The organism is Nucisporomicrobium flavum (genome assembly GCF_016464385.1).
Lineage (GTDB): Bacteria > Actinomycetota > Actinomycetes > Mycobacteriales > Micromonosporaceae > Actinoplanes > Actinoplanes flavus_A.
Window position 1 is genome coordinate 1 of the sequence record NZ_JADMLH010000001.1, and the last position, 18,052, is coordinate 18,052.

17 protein-coding genes and 2 pseudogenes are annotated in these 18,052 nt (G+C 70.5%); 13 read left to right on the forward strand and 6 right to left on the reverse strand.

What is annotated here, in order from left to right; all coding sequences use genetic code 11:
- A pseudogene (locus tag IT780_RS00005) lies at nt 1-347 on the forward strand (CBM96 family carbohydrate-binding protein); the annotation flags it as partial.
- Between the two features lie 157 nt (nt 348-504).
- On the opposite strand, the gene IT780_RS00010 reads toward IT780_RS00005, so the two are convergent.
- Together IT780_RS00010 and IT780_RS00015 are read right to left on the reverse strand one after the other, a co-directional pair.
- Nucleotides 505-1,014 carry a DUF3455 domain-containing protein gene (locus tag IT780_RS00010; protein ID WP_199509216.1) on the reverse strand — a complete coding sequence of 170 codons (510 nt, stop codon included), beginning with the start codon at nt 1,012-1,014 and terminating at the stop codon, nt 505-507.
- A gap of 141 nt (nt 1,015-1,155) precedes the next feature.
- Entirely contained in the window at nt 1,156-1,719 is a 564-nt protein-coding gene (locus tag IT780_RS00015) for a TetR/AcrR family transcriptional regulator (protein WP_199509218.1), read from the reverse strand.
- Between the two features lie 140 nt (nt 1,720-1,859).
- Between IT780_RS00015 and IT780_RS00020 the strand changes: the two genes are divergently transcribed.
- From IT780_RS00020 to IT780_RS00035, 4 genes are all read left to right on the forward strand, one after another.
- Nucleotides 1,860-2,798 carry an SDR family NAD(P)-dependent oxidoreductase gene (locus tag IT780_RS00020; RefSeq protein WP_199509220.1) on the forward strand — a complete coding sequence of 313 codons (939 nt, stop codon included), beginning with the start codon at nt 1,860-1,862 and terminating at the stop codon, nt 2,796-2,798.
- A 68-nt stretch (nt 2,799-2,866) separates the two neighbouring features.
- A complete protein-coding gene (locus IT780_RS00025) occupies nt 2,867-5,584 on the forward strand; it encodes a putative bifunctional diguanylate cyclase/phosphodiesterase (RefSeq protein ID WP_199509222.1) in 2,718 nt (905 codons plus the stop codon).
- 15 nt (nt 5,585-5,599) lie between these two features.
- Nucleotides 5,600-6,124: a DUF2199 domain-containing protein gene (locus IT780_RS00030; RefSeq protein ID WP_233412024.1), complete on the forward strand. Its 525-nt coding sequence runs from the start codon at nt 5,600-5,602 to the stop codon at nt 6,122-6,124.
- Entirely contained in the window at nt 6,114-6,743 is a 630-nt protein-coding gene (locus IT780_RS00035; protein ID WP_199509223.1) for a DUF1349 domain-containing protein, read from the forward strand. Before IT780_RS00030 ends, IT780_RS00035 begins: the two co-directional genes overlap by 11 nt.
- Here IT780_RS00035 and IT780_RS00040 read toward each other — a convergent pair.
- Nucleotides 6,718-7,722: a zinc-dependent alcohol dehydrogenase gene (locus tag IT780_RS00040; RefSeq protein WP_199509225.1), complete on the reverse strand. Its 1,005-nt coding sequence runs from the start codon at nt 7,720-7,722 to the stop codon at nt 6,718-6,720. The genes IT780_RS00035 and IT780_RS00040 overlap by 26 nt on opposite strands.
- 109 nt (nt 7,723-7,831) lie before the next feature.
- On the opposite strand from IT780_RS00040, the gene pgi reads away from it, so the two are divergent.
- The 4 genes and pseudogenes from pgi to IT780_RS00055 all read left to right on the forward strand — a co-directional run bounded on the left by pgi (nt 7,832) and on the right by IT780_RS00055 (nt 11,968).
- Nucleotides 7,832-9,463: a glucose-6-phosphate isomerase gene (pgi, locus tag IT780_RS00045; protein WP_199509227.1), complete on the forward strand. Its 1,632-nt coding sequence runs from the start codon at nt 7,832-7,834 to the stop codon at nt 9,461-9,463.
- A 52-nt stretch (nt 9,464-9,515) separates the two neighbouring features.
- On the forward strand, nt 9,516-10,607 hold the full coding sequence (locus tag IT780_RS00050; protein WP_307830969.1) for a winged helix DNA-binding domain-containing protein: 1,092 nt from the start codon (nt 9,516-9,518) through the stop codon (nt 10,605-10,607).
- 779 nt (nt 10,608-11,386) lie between these two features.
- A pseudogene (locus tag IT780_RS41445) lies at nt 11,387-11,533 on the forward strand (IS30 family transposase); the annotation flags it as partial.
- Between the two features lie 111 nt (nt 11,534-11,644).
- Nucleotides 11,645-11,968 (forward strand): hypothetical protein, encoded by a 324-nt coding sequence (locus IT780_RS00055; protein ID WP_199509229.1) that lies wholly within the window; start codon nt 11,645-11,647, stop codon nt 11,966-11,968.
- 506 nt (nt 11,969-12,474) lie between these two features.
- Here IT780_RS00055 and IT780_RS00060 read toward each other — a convergent pair.
- Both IT780_RS00060 and IT780_RS00065 read right to left on the reverse strand, forming a co-directional pair.
- On the reverse strand, nt 12,475-13,956 hold the full coding sequence (locus tag IT780_RS00060; RefSeq protein WP_199509230.1) for a hypothetical protein: 1,482 nt from the start codon (nt 13,954-13,956) through the stop codon (nt 12,475-12,477).
- A 149-nt stretch (nt 13,957-14,105) separates the two neighbouring features.
- Complete coding sequence (locus tag IT780_RS00065) at nt 14,106-14,405, reverse strand: DUF7710 domain-containing protein (RefSeq protein WP_199509232.1); 300 nt, start codon at nt 14,403-14,405, stop codon at nt 14,106-14,108.
- Between the two features lie 323 nt (nt 14,406-14,728).
- Between IT780_RS00065 and IT780_RS00070 the strand changes: the two genes are divergently transcribed.
- Nucleotides 14,729-15,664: a CehA/McbA family metallohydrolase gene (locus IT780_RS00070; protein ID WP_199510004.1), complete on the forward strand. Its 936-nt coding sequence runs from the start codon at nt 14,729-14,731 to the stop codon at nt 15,662-15,664.
- A 5-nt stretch (nt 15,665-15,669) separates the two neighbouring features.
- Nucleotides 15,670-16,209, forward strand: coding sequence for a GNAT family N-acetyltransferase (locus IT780_RS00075; RefSeq protein ID WP_199510005.1), 540 nt, complete (start codon nt 15,670-15,672; stop codon nt 16,207-16,209).
- 15 nt (nt 16,210-16,224) lie between these two features.
- On the opposite strand, the gene IT780_RS00080 is transcribed toward IT780_RS00075, so the two are convergent.
- Complete coding sequence (locus IT780_RS00080; protein ID WP_199509233.1) at nt 16,225-16,704, reverse strand: MarR family winged helix-turn-helix transcriptional regulator; 480 nt, start codon at nt 16,702-16,704, stop codon at nt 16,225-16,227.
- 86 nt (nt 16,705-16,790) lie between these two features.
- Between IT780_RS00080 and IT780_RS00085 the strand changes: the two genes are divergently transcribed.
- Nucleotides 16,791-17,642: an alpha/beta fold hydrolase gene (locus tag IT780_RS00085; RefSeq protein WP_199509235.1), complete on the forward strand. Its 852-nt coding sequence runs from the start codon at nt 16,791-16,793 to the stop codon at nt 17,640-17,642.
- Between the two features lie 32 nt (nt 17,643-17,674).
- On the forward strand, nt 17,675-17,998 hold the full coding sequence (locus IT780_RS00090; RefSeq protein ID WP_199509237.1) for a hypothetical protein: 324 nt from the start codon (nt 17,675-17,677) through the stop codon (nt 17,996-17,998).
- The last annotated feature ends 54 nt before the right edge of the window (nt 17,999-18,052 follow it).

The window sequence follows — 18,052 nt, forward strand, 5'->3', positions numbered from 1 at the left end:
AGAAGGGCTATTACCACTACGGGATGTTCGCTGACCTGCTCGACCGCAAGCCGGCCAACGGGATGAACTTCTATGACTGGGCGACGACCAAGCACCCGGCCAAGCCGTTGATGGTTGCTGAGTGGGGCGTGTACCACCGGGTCGGCAAGGTGACGGACAAGACTGCCGGGTTCAAGAGCGTGCTGCCGGAGCTGGCCAAGCGTCCGAACATCAAGGCGATCGTGTACTTCGACACCTCGCACGACGACCAGGGCGACCGCGACATCAGCATCGACAGCACGAAGGCCAACCTCGCGGCGTTCCGTTCGCTCGCTGCTGACAAGATCTTCGACGTGACCCTGCGCTGAGGTCACAGTGGACTCACGAGCCGCCCGGCGGGCCTGCCGGGCGGCTCGTGCCGTGTCCGGACCCGGCGGAGCTGCAGGAGGCACGCATCCGGGGGGCACTACCGCAAGGCGGTGGCCGACGGCGACCGGCTGGCCGCCGCCGTCGCCCGCGAGGTGCTCAGTTGCCCCAGAAGAGGTAGTTGGCCTTGTAGGGCACGCTGACCTTCTCCCCGTCGGTGCACGCCGTCGCCGGGGCCACGCCGCCCCACGTGTTCATCCGCTGGATGTGCGTGACCGTGCTGAGCATGCCCTGACCGGAGTGGCTCTTCACCTCGAGCAGCAGCTCGGGGATCGCACCCGGCACCGGCGAGGCGTACACCTTCGCGGCGGTGACCAGCGAGCCGTCGGCCTCGGACTGCCAGCTGGGCCCGCCGAAGTGGTGGATCTTGCGGTTGGCGCCGTCGTACAGCCGGGCCTCCGGCACCGACGGGTCGGCGAACTTGCCGCCCGCGCAGGTGTACGTCTGCGTCCCGTCACCGACGACGAACATGCCGAGCAGCGACAACCCGGCCGGCGGCTGGATCGACGGCGCCTCGGCCGCGGACGCGTTGTACGTGACGGCGGAGATGCCCGCGGTCACCACGGCGGCGGCCGCGGCGACGACGATCTTCCTCTTGAGCGTGCGCATGGTCTTCCCCCTGAGGTCTGAGTGGCAACGACCTCGGATACGCGCCCTGGCGGCGGGCCGATCGACAGCGGCACCGAGCGTGCCCGTAGGGGCAGCGATCGATGACCGAGCGAGTTACCGGCGGGTCACCTGGTGCGGGCGTCACCGCCGGGTACGCAGACCCTCCAGGAGCAGGTCGAGAAGCCGTCCCGCTTGGTCACGCCGTTCCGGGGTGCCCGCCGCGAGCGTCACCCCGCTCAGCCCGGTCAGCACGTCGATGGCGGGCACGTCGTCACGGAGGGTGCCGGCCCTGGCGCCCGCAGCCGTCAGCGTCGTCACGGCCTCGAAGAGGCGCTCGCGGCTGTGGGCGTACGGGTCGCCGCCGGAGGCGATGACCATCCGCAGCGCCTCGGACATGCCGCGCTTGGCGGTCATGTAGTCGACGAAGTGGTCCATCCACGCGCGCAGGGCCACGTCGGGCTCGTGGGTGCGCAGGAGTTCCGGCGCGGAGGCGCACAGCCGGTCCAGCTCGCTGCGGTACGCGGCCTCCACGAGCGCCTCCCGGGTGGGGAAGTGCCGGTACAGGGTGCCGATGCCGACGCCGGCCTGGCGGGCGATGGTCTCCAGGGCCACGCCGGGCCCGTCGGCGGCGAGGGCGCGCACAGCCACCTCGAGCAGCCGGTCGCGGTTGCGCCGGGCGTCGGCGCGCAGCGGGCGGGTGCTCATGGGCTCGGGTCTCCTTCGCCGTCGTGGCGGTGCCGTGTCGCGGGCGACAGCGTCGCACATTGCTATTCGGAGGTACCTCCGCTTACGCTCGAGGCGTACCGGAGGGACCTCCGTTACCACGTTACCCAGATCGGACCCCCATGACCGCACCGCGCATCACCACGTCGTTCGGCGCCACCACCACCGCCGCCGAGGTCGTCGCCGGCATCGACCTCACCGGCCGCCGGGCGGTCGTCACCGGCGGTGCCTCCGGCATCGGCGTCGAGACCGCCCGCGCCCTGGCCGGGGCCGGCGCCGAGGTGACCCTCGCCGTCCGGGACACCGCGGCCGGGGAACGCGCCGCCGAGGACATCACCGGCAGCACCGGCACCAAGCAGGTTCTGGTCGCGCCGCTCGAGCTCGCCGACCCCGCCTCCGTCGCGGCCTTCGCCGACGCCTGGACCGGGCCGCTGCACCTGCTCGTCGGCAACGCCGGGGTGATGGCCACCCCGCTGACCCGTACCCCGCAGGGCTGGGAACTGCAGTTCGCCACCAACCACCTCGGGCACTTCCACCTGGCGAACCGGCTGCTGCCCGCGCTGCGCGCCGCCGGTGGCGCCCGCATCGTGTCGGTCAGCTCCGGCGCCCACCGGCGTTCCGGCATCGACTTCGACGACATCCACTTCCACCGGCGGTCGTACGAGCCGTGGGCCGCGTACGGGCAGAGCAAGACCGCCAACGTGCTGTTCGCCGTGGAGGCGACCCGCCGCTGGGCCGGCGACGGCGTGTACGCCAACGCGCTGCACCCCGGCAGCATCCGTACCAACCTGCAGCGCCACGTGGACCAGGCCGAGATCGAGGCGCTGCGCCGCGCGACCCCGGGCGTGGCTCCCTGGAAGACCGTGCAGCAGGGCGCGGCCACGTCCGTGCTGCTCGCCACCTCGCCGCTGCTCGAGGGCGTCGGGGGACGGTACTTCGAGGACTGCAACGAGGCCGGGCCGCACCGCAGCGGGACGTCGACCGGCGTGGCCGCGTACGCCCTCGACGAGCAGGCCGCGCAGCGGCTCTGGGAGATCTCAGCAGCGACACTCGGCCGCTGAACCTCTCAGGTCGCCGCCCGCCCGCCCGATGTCCCTGACCGAGGACCGACGAGCGGGAGGGGGGTGCGATGGCCGGCGCCCGCCGACCCGACGCCGCGACCGTGCTCGTCGCTCTGCTCGCCGCCGCCTTCGCCGCCTGCACCGCGGCGGGGCCGGGCGGCTCCGGGCTGACCCAGGCCGTCTCGAACGTGGCCACCGCCGTCGCGGCGACCGCGGCCGGCGTCGCGTGTCTCGTCCGGGGCGTCCGGGTGCGGGGGCGCGCGGGCGCGGCCTGGGCGGGGGTCGGCCTCGGATCGCTGGCGTACGCGTCCGGCGAGTGGGTCTGGACCTGGATCCAGACCGTACGCGCCGAGCCCGTCCCGTTCCCCGGCCTGCCCGACGCCGGATACCTCGCGATGGTGCCGCTGATGGCCGGTGGCCTGCTGCTGATCCCGGGCGGCCGCCGCAGTGCCGCGTATCGGGCCCGCGGGGTGGTCGACGGGCTGCTGATCGGCTGCTCGCTGCTGCTGATCAGCTGGATGCTGGTGCTCCGGCCGGCCGCGGAGAGCGCGGGGCACGGCACGGGCGGCTTCGGCGTGCTGCTGGCGTACCCGCTCGGCGATGTCGTGCTCGTCACCGTCGTGCTGTCCCTGCGCGCCGGGCTGACCCGCGGGAGCCCGCACGTCCGGACCCTGCGGCTCATCGGCGCGGCCGCCGTCCTCATCGGCCTCACCGACAGCGTGTACGCCTACGTGTCGCTGCGCGGGACGTACGCCTCCGGCGGCGTGCTCGACACCGGATGGTTCCTCGGCTTCGGCCTGATCCTGCTGGCCGCGGTCCGGCCGGACGGCACCCGGCGCAGGGGCCGCACCCCGGCGGGCCGGATCGGCGAACGGCCACTGACGCTCCTGCCGTACGCGGCCGTGCTCGCCGCCCTCGCCGGCAGCGTCGCCGACTTCGCCGTCAGCGGGCAGGTGGACCCCTTCATCGGCGGCTGCCGGTCGGCGCTCATCGTGCTGGCCGTAGTCCGCCAGCTGCTCACGCTGCGGGAGAACCGGCACCTCTCCCGGCGCCTCGAGTCGCGTGTCGGCGCCCGGACCGCCGAGCTGCGGGCCAGCGAGCAGCGGTTCCGGGCGCTCGTGCGGCACAGCTCCGACTCGGTCGCCGTCATCGAGCCGGACTCCACGATCCGCTACCAGAGCGATTCCGTCGAACGGGTCTTCGGCTGGCCCGCCCACGCGCTGCTCGGTCACCGCCTCGTCCACATCTCCGGGGCGGAGGCGGGCCCGTGCATCGCCGCCGCGATCGAACAGTCCGGCGCGGAGCCGCGTACCGCCACGGTGATCGAGGTGCCGGTGCGCCACCGCGACGGCCGGGTCCGGCTGGCCGAGATGACCGTGACGAACCTGCGGGACGACCCGGCCGTCCGTGGCTTCGTGCTCAACACCCGTGACGTCCACGACGCCCGGGAACTGCAGGACCGGATCGTGCACGAGGCGTACCACGACCGGCTCACCGGGCTGCCCGCCCGCGCCCTGTTCCGCGAGCGCGCCGCCGAGGCCCTCGACCGGGGGCGTGGCGCCGACCACGCCGCCGTCCTGCTGCTGGACCTCGACGGCTTCAAAGGCGTCAACGACAGCCTCGGCCACGCCGCCGGCGACCTCCTGCTCCGGCAGGTCGCCGAGCGGCTGCGCGCCGCCGTCCGGGAGGAGGACCTGGTCGCCCGGCTCGGCGGTGACGAGTTCAGCGTGCTCGTGACCTCGCCCACCGCCCGCGCCGACGCCGAGACGGTCGCGCGCCGGATCGCCGTCGCGCTCACCCCGCCGTTCGTGCTGGGCGAGCACGAACGCACCGTCGCGGCCAGCATCGGGCTCGCCGCGGCCGTCGACGCCGACGACGCCGACCAGCTCCTGCGCAACGCGGACCTGGCCATGTACCGGGCGAAGTCGGCGGGCGGCGACCGGGTGACCCGCTACGACCCGGCGATGCTGTCCGGCCTGGTCGAGCGCCTCCACCTCGAGGCCGACCTGCGCCGGGCCCTCGACCGCGACGAGCTGACGCTGCACTACCAGCCGACGGTCGACCTGCGCACCGGCGTGATCACCGGCTTCGAGGCGCTCGTCCGCTGGCAGCACCCGGAGCGCGGGACGGTGCCGCCGCTCGACTTCATCGGGATCGCCGAGGCCACCGGGCTCATCGCCCCGCTCGGCCGCTGGGTGCTCGCCGAGGCGTGCCGGCAGGCGGTCGCCTGGGGCGCGGGCCGCACCCGGGCGCTCAAGATGGCCGTCAACGTCTCCGTACGGCAGTTCGACACCGACCTCGCCGCGACCGTGGCGCAGGTGCTGGCGGAGACCGGCCTGCCCGCCGGCAGCCTGTGCCTGGAGATGACCGAGAGCGTGCTGCTCACCGACACCGACGAGAACCTCACCCACCTGCACCGGCTCAAGGCGCTCGGGGTCAGCCTCGCCATGGACGACTTCGGTACGGGCTACTCGTCGCTGGCGTACCTGCGCCGGTACCCGCTGGACATCCTGAAGATCGACCGGTCCTTCGTGGACCGCCTCGGCGGCGAGCGCGAGGACGAGGCCCTCGCCGCGGCGATCGTGCGCCTGGGCCGGGACCTGGGCATGGCCACGGTCGCCGAGGGCATCGAGGACGACGTGCAGCTGGCCACCCTGCAGGACCTGGGCTGCGACTTCGCCCAGGGCTACCGGCTGTCCCGCCCGCTGCCACCGGCGGACGCGGGCCGCGTGCTGGCCGACGGGCTCCCCGCGCCCCTGCGCGCCGCCCTCACGGCCGGCCGGTGAGCTAGGCTCCCGCGGATGTCGAACGAGGGCAGGATGGCGGACGAGGGCAGCTTCACCTGTGGACGATGTGCCGAACTCCACCCGGGGCCGCCGATGTCGTACGGGCCGCCCGCGCCCGCGTACTGGTCGGCGGAGCTCGCGGCGGACCCGGACAACGTGCTCGAGGGCGAGATCTGCGTGATCCGGGGCCAGGGCTTCTTCGTCCGCGGGCTGATCGAGATCCCGGTGACCGGCGCGGACGACACGTTCGCCTGGTCGGTGTGGGTGTCGCAGAGCGAGGAGAGCTTCCGGGACATCGTGGCGGCGTGGGACCGGCCCGGCCGGGAGAGCCGTGCGCCGTCGTTCGGCTGGCTGTCCACCCAGCTGCCGTACGACCCGCCGACGCTGAACCTCAAGACGCGGCTGCACACCCGCCCGGTCGGGGAGCGGCCGTGGGTGGAGCTGGAACCCACCGATCACCCGCTGGCCGTGGAGCAGCGTACGGGTATCACCCCGGCCCGGGTCCGGGAGATCGCGGAAAGGATGCGACATGGCGGCTGAGGTTCTCGAGGTACCCGGGATCCCGTTCGGGCTCACCGCGTCCCAGCCGGGGGTGTGGCGGCGCGACGCGCGGGGTGAAGGGCTGGTGGCCGACGCTCCCGCGCGCACGGACCTGTACATCAACCCCGGTGGTGCGGGCGCCGCGGACGCGGAATCGCTGCTCAACGCCGCGACCCTGCTCGGCGTCCCGCCGGCCGGCGACTTCCGCCTCAGCGCCCGGGTGAGCGTGGACTTCCGGTCGCAGTACGACGCCGGGGTGCTGCTGCTGTGGGAGGACGACCAGCATTGGGGCAAGTTCTGCTTCGAGTTCTCCCCGGCGGGCGAGCCCATGGTCGTCTCCGTCGTGACCCGCGGGACGTCCGACGACGCGAACGCCTTCGTGGTCCCGGAGCGTTCGGTGTGGCTGCGGGTCAGCCGGATCGGCCACGCGTACGCCTACCACGCCTCGGTGGACGGCTCGGCGTGGACACTGGTGCGCGTCTTCACCCTGGGCGAGGCGGTGAGCGGACACCGGATCGGGTTCGAGGCGCAGTCACCGACCGGCGACGGCTGCACGGTGACGTTCACCGGCGTCCGCTTCGACCGCGTCCGCCTCAGCGACCTGCGTGACGGCTCCTGACCCCGGGATCGATGTGGATTTTGGGGCCGGTGCCCCAGCCCGGGCGGCGCTCCCCGGCCAGGACCGCGGCCGCCTCGTCGAGGCCGACCGTCGCGGCCACCAGCGGCCGGGGGTCGACCCGGCCGGAGGCGTACAGCTCCACGGTGCCCGCGAGGCCGCCTGAGCCGCTGAGCACGCCCGTGGCCGTCACGTCCTTGAGCACCAGCCGCCGGGTGTCGACCTCGCTGGGCCGGGCCGCGAGCCCGATGAAGACCACCCGGCCGCCGGGCTCGACCAGCTCGACCGCGCGGGCCGGCACGCCGGTGCCCGTGGACGCGTCGATGACGGCGTCCCAGCGCAGGTCCGGCAGATCGTGCTCGGTCCACACCCCCGGCCCGCGGGTCTCGCCCAGCACGTGCACCTCCGCGTCCGCCGCGCCGGCGATGGCCGCGGCGAGCAGCCCGATCGTGCCCGGCCCGATGACCAGCACGCGCCGCCCGGGCTCGACCGCCGCCGCCCGGACCGCCCGCAGCGCGTTGGCTCCCGGCTCCACCAGCGCACCCAGCGTCGCGTCGACCGCGTCGGGCAACGGCACGAGGGCCTTGACGGGTACGGGCAGCCGCTCCGCGAGCGCCCCCGGCCAGCCGTTGCGGATCCCGATCTCGTACCGGTCGGCGCACAGGTGCTGCCGGCCGCCGAGGCACCGCTCGCATCGCCCGCAGCCCAGCATGGTGTCCCCGGTCACCCGCCGCCCCGCCCAGCCCGGATCCACGCCGCGGCCCACGGCGGTCACCCTGCCGCACCACTCGTGCCCGATCCGCACCGGGTACGCCGCCTGCCCGCTGTGCAGGTACGTCATGTGACCGGAGAAGAACTCGGCGTCCGTCCCGCACACGCCGGCCCGCTCGACCGTGACCACGACCTCACCCGGCCCGGCCGCCGGTTCGGGGACGTCCTCAACCGCGGCGGTACCCGGAGCCGTGATGACGAAGGCACGCATAGCTCTATCAAACACGGGCACTGAATCGCGGCGCGGGGATCCGCGCCGAGGCGAGGGGATCCGTGCCACGATGGCACCGATAGTTCGGTTCAGGCGGGAGTCAACAGCAATGAGCGAACACGTTTCCGACAGCGCCGAATGGCAGGCGTTGCAGGGCCACGCCGAGAAGTTCTCCAGCGTGCACCTGCGCGAGCTGTTCGACAGCGACCCGCGGCGCGGCGAGCGGCTCACCGCCCAGGTCGCCGACCTGTACGTCGACTACAGCAAGAACCTGGTCACCGACGAGGTGATCGGCGCGCTCGTGGCCCTCGCCGAGCGGGCGGACCTGCGCGGGCGCATCACGGCGATGTTCTCCGGCGAGCACATCAACCTCACCGAGGACCGCGCGGTGCTGCACACCGCGCTGCGGCTGCCGCTCGACGCCTCGCTCGTCGTCGACGGCCAGGACGTCGTGCACGACGTCCACGAGGTCCTCGACCGGATGGGCGCCTTCACCGACCGGGTGCGCTCCGGCGAGTGGAAGGGCGCCACGGGCGAGCGGATCAGGACCGTCGTCAACATCGGCATCGGCGGGTCGGACCTCGGGCCGGTCATGGCGTACGAGGCCCTCAAGGCGTACGCCGACCCCGGCCTCGAGTGCCGCTTCGTCTCCAACATCGACCCGACGGACCTGCACGAGAAGACCCGCGACCTCGACCCGGCCAGCACGCTGTTCGTGGTGGTGTCGAAGACCTTCGGCACCCAGGAGACGCTGACCAACGCCACGGAGGCGCGCAACTGGCTGCTCGCCGGCCTCGGCGGGGACGCCTCGGCGGTCGCCAAGCACTTCGTCGCCGTCAGCACCAACGCCCAGCGGGTGGCGGACTTCGGCATCGACACCGAGAACATGTTCGGCTTCTGGGACTGGGTCGGCGGGCGCTACTCGCTGCCCTCCGCGGTCGGCCTCTCGGTGATGATCGCCATCGGCAAGGAGCAGTTCGCCGAGATGCTCGCCGGCTACCACGCCGTGGACGAGCACTTCCGCACCACGCCGCTGGAGCGCAACGTGCCGGCGCTGATGGGCCTGCTCAACGTCTGGTACGACACGTTCCTCGGCGCGCAGTCGCACGCGGTGCTGCCGTACTCGCAGTATCTGCACCGCTTCGCGGCGTACCTGCAGCAGCTCACGATGGAGAGCAACGGCAAGCACGTCCGCCTCGACGGCAGCTCGGTGGAGTACCAGACCGGCGAGGTCTTCTGGGGCGAGCCGGGCACCAACGGCCAGCACGCCTTCTACCAGCTGATCCACCAGGGCACGAAGCTGATCCCGGCGGACTTCATCGGCTTCAGCGTGCCGAACCACGACACCGGCGAGATGCACGACCTGTTCATGTCGAACTTCTTCGCGCAGACCGGCGCTCTGGCGTTCGGGCGCACGGCCGAGCAGATCGAGGCCGAGGGCGTCGCGGCGGAGATCGTGCCGCACAAGGTCATGCCGGGCAACCACCCGACGACGACCATCCTGGCCGAGAAGCTCACCCCGTCGGTGCTGGGCCAGCTCATCGCCCTGTACGAGCACATCACGTTCACCCAGGGCACGATCTGGGAGATCAACTCGTTCGACCAGTGGGGCGTGGAGCTCGGCAAGGTCATGGCCAACCAGCTGGCGCCGCTGCTCACCGGCGCGTCGACGCCGGAGGCGTCGAACGACTCGTCCACCGACGCGTTGATCGCGCGGTACCGCCACCAGCGCGGCCGCTGACAGTGAGCGTGGGGCGGCCCTTTTTGTCAGGGGGTCGCCCTACGCTCAGGCCGTGGACCTGACGACTGAGCAAGCCCGGGCGCTGCGGATGCGCAGCCTCCTGCTGTCCGCCGGCGAGCGACCCGGCACGGTGGCCGGCATCGTGGAGTGGTTCGGCGCGATGCAGGCGCAGGACATGGCCAGCGGCCTGTGGTCGCTCGGCGTGCGGCTGCCCGGCTCGACCGCGGCCGCCGTCACCGAGGCCCTGGAGCGCCGCGAGGCGATCCGCACCTGGCCGATGCGCGGTACCGTGCACCTCGTCCCGCCCGCCGACACGCACTGGATGCTCGACCTCATGGGCGTGCGCGCCCTGGCCGGCGCGGCGAAGCGGCGGGAGACCATCGGCCTGGCCGAGAAGACCGCCGACCGCGGCGTCGAGGTCCTCGCCGGGGCCCTCGCCGGCGGGCGCCGGCTCACCCGCGCCGAGTGCCTGGCCGCGCTCGCCGAGGGCGGCGTCGAGCTGAGCGGGCAGATGGGCTACCACCTCCTCTGGTACGCGAGCCAGCGCGGCGTCACCTGCATCGCCCCGCACGTCGGCAAGGAGCAGACGTTCGTGCTGCTCGACGAGTGGGTGCCCGAGCCGCGCCGGCCGTCGCGCGAGGAGGCCCTGGCCACCATCGCGCTGCGCTACTTCCGCAGCCACGGCCCCGCCACGAAGCAGGACTTCGCCCGCTGGACCGGCCTGACTTTGACCGACACGAAGGCGGGCATCGCCGGCGCGGGCGACGCGCTCACCACCGTCCGCGTGGACGGCACCGAGATGATCGCCGGTGCCGCGGCCCTCGACACCGCCACCACCCTCGACGCGTGGTGGGCGCTGCCCGGCTTCGACGAGTACATGCTGGGCTACAAGGACCGCGGCCTCCTGCTCGACCCCGAGCACTTCAGCGCGGTCGTCCCGGGCGGCAACGGCGTCTTCCAGGCGACCGTCGTCCACAACGGGCGCACGGTGGCGACGTGGAAGCGCACGCTGACCGCCAAGGCGGTGACCGTGGAGGTCTTCCCGCTGGTGACGCTGGAAAAGCCGGCTCGCGGGCGCGCGGAGGAGGCCCTCCAGCCGTATGCGGCGTTCGTGGGCCTCCCGCTCCAGGTCCGCTGGCGGTGACCCCGGTGCCGAAGCGTCACGTGTCCGACGACGAGCGCCCCGCCGCCCGGCACGTCCTGGCTCCCGCGTTCCGCGTCGGATCGGCGGAGGCCTCCACGCGCGCGATGACCGTCCTCCACGCCACCGAGCCGGCGACCGTCTATCTGTCCTGCTGGGCGCGCGGCGAGGCGATCACTCCCGCCGACGTCGACCGCGCCCTGTACGACGACCGCAGCCTCGTCAAACAGCTCGTACGCTGCTCGTCTTCCCGACGGATCTGCTGCCGGCGGTGTGGCCCAGCGCCTCGGCCCGGGTCGCGGCCACCGAGCGTACCCGCACGACCCGGGACGTGATCGCGTCAGGCCTCGCCGCGGACGGTCAGAACCGGCTCGACCGGGCCCGCGCCGAGGTCCTGGCGGCGCTTGCGGACGCGCCGGAGGGCCGCCCGGCGCAGAATGTCCGCCGGGCCGTGCCGATGATCGACGTGAAGGTGACGACCTCCGCGGCTTCAACCTCGGCGCGCACCGCGACCACATCTTCGATCGCCGCGGCAACGCCGGCACAACGGCCTGGGCCGACGGGCGCGTGGTGGGGTTGTGGGTGTAGGACACGGCCGGGGTCGTGCGGGTCCGGCTGCCAGAGGACGTGCCGGCCGCGAGGAGGCGCCTGCTCGAGGCGGAGGCGGAACGGTTGACGGCCTGGCTCGGCGGTTTCCGGGAGTCCAGCGTCTACCCCTCGCCCGCCATGAAAGCCGCCCTCGCGGCCGCGCCGAGTTCGAGGCCAGGCGTGACCCCGGGCTAGGTTCCAATGAGAACACGAACAGCCATCCGCGCTGGTACTTCCCCAAAGGCAGCAACCTCAGCGTGCATACCGACGAAGACTTGACCGCCGTGGCCGCCGAACTCAACAACCGTCCTCGCAACGTCCGCGGCTGGGAGACCGTTGCAGCGGTTCCCCCTATTGCCCAGCGACGCTGCTTGATCAGGTATCCGCTTCTGCCGATGAGAGGTCGCCTACATTCGATCCCGAAGGAGCAGCCTGGAGAAAGGGACCAATCCGTGAATATCCCCAAGCTCGGCCCTCTCGCTGAAGTTCAGTGCGGATATACCACTGTCCGATTCAAGCGCGATCCAGCCGAGTTGGCGCGCATTGTATCCAAGCAATGCAAATGGCTAACCGATGGTGAGGGCGTTTTCGACTCGGCCGGGGTCGCGATCGCTAGATCGTTCGAGGATGCTGCGTCGGCAATGATTGAACTGGGATGGATCGTTCCGCCGCACCATGTTTCTTGGGGGGCCGTGCAGGATGCCAGGCCTTCCGCAGAAGACGCTGTCCGCGCAAGGCTCGACGATGAAGGTGGGCATCCCGCTGCCCACTGTTGACTTCCCCACCGGGCACCAGAACCGCATCCAAAAGAGCTTGTTCAGTCTCTGTGCGAGCGATGACGAAACGGCTCCGAAAGCCGGTACCCCTGATCTGCCGAAAACAGTGCGTTGCACGAAGCAGTCGATGAGAAAATCTCCCCGACTCACGGAAATATTTCCTGGGCAGCGTCCGAACCGAGGCCGACCTAATATACTAGCATTTGGAAGGAAGCTTTCCTGCGTTATAATTGTTTCCGCGAACAATCACGCGAGCCGCTTCTTCAGCATCGTTGAAACCCTGGATTACTGAAGCCTGATCAGCCTTCGGAAGCCTCTCGAAACGCTTCCGGGCGGAGGCGATGGCGCGTCTGCGATCGTCAGCGCGGGCAGTAGCCAAGTCCGCGCTTCCACCAAGCGTCATGTCGTATCCCTCATCGTTCGCGACTCGCACCGGACGATCTTGCATCATGCCTGCCTCCACGTCTACGGATGTTGCACGTATCTCACGAACCTGGTCCGAGCCCTCACGCTGAGTCAGTGGCGATTCTACTGAGGGCGCCGAGTTCGCGTTGCGCGATCCCATCCTGCGTCAATTGCATGTTGACGCGAGGTTGTGCCATCTTTCGCGTACGTGCATCCCAGGTGATCCGGATGCCCGACTCATCTTTTCGGTCCTTAGATCCATTGAACAAAGACTCGAACCGTCGTGGTGCAATGCCTGTAAAAGGGGAGAATGCGGCAGTTCCCGCAACTCCGTACATGGCGGCTGTTCGGCTCTTCGAGTACGGCTCGAGGTAACAAACATCGATGCCGAGGGCTAAAAGGTGCTTGGCGCATCCGTGGCATGGATAGGCGGTCACATATAGCTTGGCTCCTTCGATCGTGCCGCCTGTTCGCAGGGCATCCAGTAGCGCAGACATCTCGGCGTGTACGGGAAGCTGAAACTCCGTGATTTCCCTGATCTGCGACGAGGCCAATGTCCCATCGAGGAGATCGTTCACCAGCCGATCCGGATCAGTCCGCAGTCGCTGCATGATCTTCTTTTTGAGAATCTCAGCGCCAAGATCGCGCAGAACGGCCAGGATCAGCTTCTTGATTGCTATCAGGCTTGCGTCGTATGCCGGCGTGGTTGCCGCCATCGGGTGGGCATTGACGCCAAGGCTGATGATCGTTCGTTGCCGATTTAGCAGCGCGGCACCTACTCGAAGTCCAAGTTCTGGAGAACGGAGGCTGGCGCTTGACGCGAGCTGCATGCCGAACTCATCAGCTTCAGGTGCAGGAGGATCCGGGCGTCCGAACAGAAGGTCTAGGAAGCGCTTGGTTTGATGATGAACATCCCTGTCGATGTCAATTACGATATCTGACATGGGAAACGCCTTGAGGATGTTTTGCCCGTAGTCGTCAGATTCTTTGAGATCTCGCCGAAGCAGCTGTTCGGCGATTTCTCTTACCTCCGCGGAATCGAGAGATGGTGATTCTGGTGCGATTTTGTCAGCTAGATTAACAATTCGCGTCTCTCGTGAAGCTTGTAGGCCGATCAAGATGAATCGGTCGCCATATATTTTCCGAAGCTGCTCAACCTCAGCCGGCCGCTTGAGTGAGTCAAAAACGAAAGCATTCCGCGGCATCTCGCAGATCTCCGAGCCTTCCCTATTTCCGTTGTGCAGACGGCGAATCTTGTGCATCTCCGTGATTCCATAGAGCCCGACCGCGGCGGCAGTGCCGTGTTGTGCGCACAGTTGGTTCCCGGCGTTCATTAGAGCAGTTAATCGCTCTTGTGTCGATCTATTGATTTTCGTTCGCTGCTGGCTGTCTAGCGTATCGGCAAGAATTTCACTTAGATCGACGCGCCACGACTTGTAGCCGTACGACAACAGAATTCCGTCAAGAGCCTCCAGCAGCGAGTCGTTGGGTGTCCCGGTCGGTCGCGTCAAGGCGAACACGAGTTCGGGACCGCTGGCGTTCGCCGCGGTGCTCTGAGGGTGAACATCTGGATCGGAACCCATAGGTTCCATGAGACGTGCTCATCGACTCTTTCGAGGGCCAATCGGGCAACTTCCCAGCAGAGCCTTCATCACGCCCGGCAGCAGACCGCACATTAGGCAACTACATCCTCATCTGCCGCAGGTAGGGCGGTAACAACGACACGGCCGGATCACACTGGATGCCCGTCTCGCACATGAATGTGCCGGCCGCGTGGAGAGAATCCGGCTATGTGCACCGGCGTGCCGTGGTGCGGCTTGGTCGGACGGAACCCACCTTGCGCGAGGGCAAGGTCGTAGCAGCCGACGCCAAGGGGGTATTCGGTCACGATTCCGGTCAGTCGGTGCCGGTCGACCCATTGCAGGGCGGTGTCGCAGTCTTCGAACACGCCGGACGCAAACCGTGCGTCCTCGCCATGGAATACCCAGACCTGCGGCAAAGCTACGTCGTCCTCGGCAACATCGTCGCGCACGGGACCAAACGATATCTCGCCCCTGGCCGCCAGGACTGCCGCGGCGTCCTCATTTGCCGCGATCCGCGCGCCCGGCGAGCTGTGGCGGGCCGTCGCTGATGGCGCTGCTTCCGTACTCGCCAGGCTCGGCGTCGTAGTCCTTCACGAGCAGAGTTGCGAGGACCGTCTGAATCCAGCGGGTAGGGCGGGGCCAGGTGCGGGCCCGTGCCGGGGGTGGGCCCCCGGGCTGGGCCGGGGCCAGCGCGGGCGCGGCGGCCGGATCTGGGCGGACCGGCGGGGGACCGCACCCCGGACGCCTGACGGCTACGATCGCGGTCGTGCCCATGCGCTGGTATCGCGGTGACTGTCACCTCCACTCGCAGCGGTCATACGGCGGGGAGCTCACCCCGGCCGAGGTGATAGCGGCGGCCCGGGAGGCGGGGCTCGACTTCGTCGCCGTGACTGAGCACAACACCACGGACACGTACGCCGCCTGGTCCGCCCTCGCCGGTGACGACCTGCTGGTCATCGCGGGCCAGGAGGCGACGACCACGACCGGTCATTGGCTCGCGCTGGGCCTGCCACCCGGTCACGTCGTCGACTGGCGGTACGGCGTCCGCGACAACCGCATCGACGAGCAGGTTCGCGCCGTCCATCGGCACGGGGGCGTGTGCGTGGTGGCGCATCCGCACGCCCCGTACCCGTCGGGGACCTTCATGTTCCCGCTCGACGGCTTCGACGTGATCGAGGTCTGGAACGGCCTGTGGATCTCGGACCTGCCGTGGAACGCCGACAACGAGGCCGCCGTGGCCGAGTGGGGCCGCAGCCTCGCAGCCGGCATCCACACCGGCGGCTGGCGGCCGGCCATGGGCAACAGCGACACGCACCTGCGCGGCCAGGTCGCCGTCCCGCACACCGTGGTGCTGGCCGAAGAGCTGAGCGCGGAGGCGGTGCTCGGCGCGATCCGGGCCGGCCGCAGCTGGGTCGCCGGGTCGCCCGGGATCGAGCTGTCCTTCACGGTCACCGCGGGCGATCGCACCGGCGACATCGGAGCGACGGTGAAGACGGACGGCCGCACGGCGGTCGCTCGGGTCGAGGTGGACGGTGTGCCCGCCGGCACTGTCCGCCTCCTCACCGACCGGGGGCGGGTCCATCAGGCCGAGCTGCCGGGCGTGGTGAGCTGGGAGACCACGGCGGAGGAGTCCGCGTACGTCCGCGTCGAGGTGCGCCACGCCGACGGGCACATGGCGGCGCTGACCAACCCGATCGTCCTCGCGTGAGCGCCATGGGTGAGCTCGCCGTCCCCGACGTCCGGCACCGGGTCTCGTTCCTGGCCGGGATGGCCGAGTTCGCGGCCGAGGGGCGGGGGAGCGCGACCGACCGCACCGAGCTGGGCCGCGAGATCCGGGCGTTCCGCGGCTCGTGGGAGTCGCCGGAGGGCTTCGCCGCGTACGTGCGGTGGCTGCTCGACCAGGCGCTCGAGGACGCGCCCCGGCCCGAGGGCTACGTCCCGGTGACGAACCTGTGGATGCTCGACGGCGACGGGTACGCCGGCCGCCTCGCGATCCGGCACCGCCTCACCGGTGCGCTGCGCCGGGCGGGCGGGCACATCAGCTACGACGTACGGCCGTCGGCGCGCCGGAAGGGGCTCGCCACCCGCATGCTGGCGGCCGCGCTGCCGGTCGCGCGCAACCTCGGGATCGATGTGGCCGTGGTGACGTGCGACGTCGCGAACGTGGCGTCCCGCAGGGTCATCGAGCACAACGGCGGGGTGCTGCAGGACGAGCTGGACGGCAAGCTGAGGTTCCGGGTGCCGACGACCTGATCCGCGGCCGGTGGATCAGGAGGATCCGCCGAGGTCCCGGGCGAGGTAGCCGGCCGTGTCGAAGCGGACCGGCTGCGGCCCCACCAGCGCCGTCAGGTGCCGTTCGAACGCCTCGAGCTCGGCCGCGCCGATCTGCCGTTCCCACCGCCGGCGCAGGTCGTCGAAGATCTCCTCGCCGTGCCGCATGACCTCGAAGCCCAGCGGCGTGACCCGCAGGCGTTTGCGGCGGCCGTCGTCCGGGTCGGTGTCGCGGGACACGTACCCGCGGTCCTGGAGCACCGCGATGGTCTTCGCCGCGGACTGCTTGGTGATGGACAGGCGGCGGGCCAGCTCGGAGGCGCTGTCGGCGCCGGCGGCGACGGCCCGCATCGCGAAGTCGTGGACCGGCCGGACGTCCTCGTAGCCGCGCCGGGCGAGCTCGGCGATCGCGGCGTCGACGAGCGTGCGGAAGCCGCCGAGCAGCAGCAGGGCGAGGTCGGCTCCGGAGCGGGACATAACCGGCAGGCTACGGCACCGCGCTGGACGATCGACAGCCAGGGTGACTAGTATTCGACACCCTGGCTGACTATTTGGAGAGTGCCATGATCACGCACCACACCGCCGAGGTGAACGGCACGGTTCTGCACTACGTGGCCGCAGGGGATAGCGGCTCGCCGATCCTGCTGATCCACGGCTTCCCGGAGACCTGGTGGGCGTTCCACAAGCTCATCCCGCTGCTCGCGGAGAGCCACCGCGTCTTCGCCGTCGACCTTCGCGGCTTCGGAGACTCGCAGGCGGCGACGGACGGGCACGACAGCGCCACCGCCGCCGAGGACCTGCACCAGCTGATCGGGCTGCTGGGTGTCGGCCCGGTCCACCTCACCGGGCAGGACATCGCCGGGGCCACGGTGTTCCGGCTGGCCACGGCGCACCCCGAGGACGTCCGGAGCCTCACCGCCGTCGAGATGGGCCTGCCGGGCTTCGGCCTGGAGGCGCTGGCCGACGTCACCCACGGCGGCGCCTGGCACATCGGCGTGCTGGCTGCGCCCGGCATTCCCGAGCTGCTCCTGACCGGCCGCGAACGCGAATTCCTCGGCCGGTACGCGTTCCCCGCCATGACCGCGACCCCGGGCGCGATCACCGAGGCGGACCTCGAGGAGTTCGCCCGCACCTACGCCCGCCCGGACGGCTGGCGGGGCGCGAGCGGCCTGTACCGCTCCATGCTGCGAGAGGGCGCCGAGATCCGAGCGCTCGCCGAGAGCCCCGGGCTACGTGTACCGGTCCTGGCGGTCGGCGCGGGCGGTGGCCCGTTCACGGCTGCGACCATGACCCAGGCCGCTTCCGGGGACGTCCGTACGGTCCAGCTCGACGGCGTCGGCCACTATGCCGCGATGGAGGCACCCGAGGCGCTCGCCGAGGCGGTCCTGGCCTTCGTCGGCGAAGTCGACCGATAGGCGAGTCATCGTCGGCGAGAATCGACGTCACCATGAGCGACCGGATCAGCATGCGCGGGCGGGACTGGCTCAGTGCCGTCCTGCGGGTGACCGCCGCCGTGGCCGTCACGCTGGCCTGCTGGTTCGGTGCGGCCAACGCCTTCCTCGCCGCGATTCTCCAGATTCATCCCTGGGCGGGCGAGGCCGAGCGGCGCGAGCTGGTCGTCGTCTATCTGCTGCTCACCGTGGTGGCGCTGATGGCCCCGGCCGTGGCGTGGCGGTTCCTCGTACCGGCGACCAGGTGGTGGAGCGCCGCCGTGCTGGCCGTGATCGCGCTGGTCGCGCTGGGTCTCGGCGTGGCGGTCGTGGTGCGCTGAGCGCCATCTGTTAACAACCCTTGATATTCAAGTTCACGAACGTCAAGATGTGGG

Coding starts and splice junctions, on each gene's coding strand:
- IT780_RS00010 (WP_199509216.1), bottom strand. CDS start 1,014: ATGCGCACGCTCAAGAGGAAGATCGTCGTCGCCGCGGCCGCCGCCGTG.
- IT780_RS00015 (WP_199509218.1), bottom strand. CDS start 1,719: ATGAGCACCCGCCCGCTGCGCGCCGACGCCCGGCGCAACCGCGACCGG.
- IT780_RS00020 (WP_199509220.1), top strand. CDS start 1,860: ATGACCGCACCGCGCATCACCACGTCGTTCGGCGCCACCACCACCGCC.
- IT780_RS00025 (WP_199509222.1), top strand. CDS start 2,867: ATGGCCGGCGCCCGCCGACCCGACGCCGCGACCGTGCTCGTCGCTCTG.
- IT780_RS00030 (WP_233412024.1), top strand. CDS start 5,600: ATGTCGAACGAGGGCAGGATGGCGGACGAGGGCAGCTTCACCTGTGGA.
- IT780_RS00035 (WP_199509223.1), top strand. CDS start 6,114: ATGGCGGCTGAGGTTCTCGAGGTACCCGGGATCCCGTTCGGGCTCACC.
- IT780_RS00040 (WP_199509225.1), bottom strand. CDS start 7,722: ATGCGTGCCTTCGTCATCACGGCTCCGGGTACCGCCGCGGTTGAGGAC.
- pgi (WP_199509227.1), top strand. CDS start 7,832: ATGAGCGAACACGTTTCCGACAGCGCCGAATGGCAGGCGTTGCAGGGC.
- IT780_RS00060 (WP_199509230.1), bottom strand. CDS start 13,956: ATGGGTTCCGATCCAGATGTTCACCCTCAGAGCACCGCGGCGAACGCC.
- IT780_RS00070 (WP_199510004.1), top strand. CDS start 14,729: ATGCGCTGGTATCGCGGTGACTGTCACCTCCACTCGCAGCGGTCATAC.
- IT780_RS00075 (WP_199510005.1), top strand. CDS start 15,670: ATGGGTGAGCTCGCCGTCCCCGACGTCCGGCACCGGGTCTCGTTCCTG.
- IT780_RS00080 (WP_199509233.1), bottom strand. CDS start 16,704: ATGTCCCGCTCCGGAGCCGACCTCGCCCTGCTGCTGCTCGGCGGCTTC.
- IT780_RS00085 (WP_199509235.1), top strand. CDS start 16,791: ATGATCACGCACCACACCGCCGAGGTGAACGGCACGGTTCTGCACTAC.
- IT780_RS00090 (WP_199509237.1), top strand. CDS start 17,675: ATGAGCGACCGGATCAGCATGCGCGGGCGGGACTGGCTCAGTGCCGTC.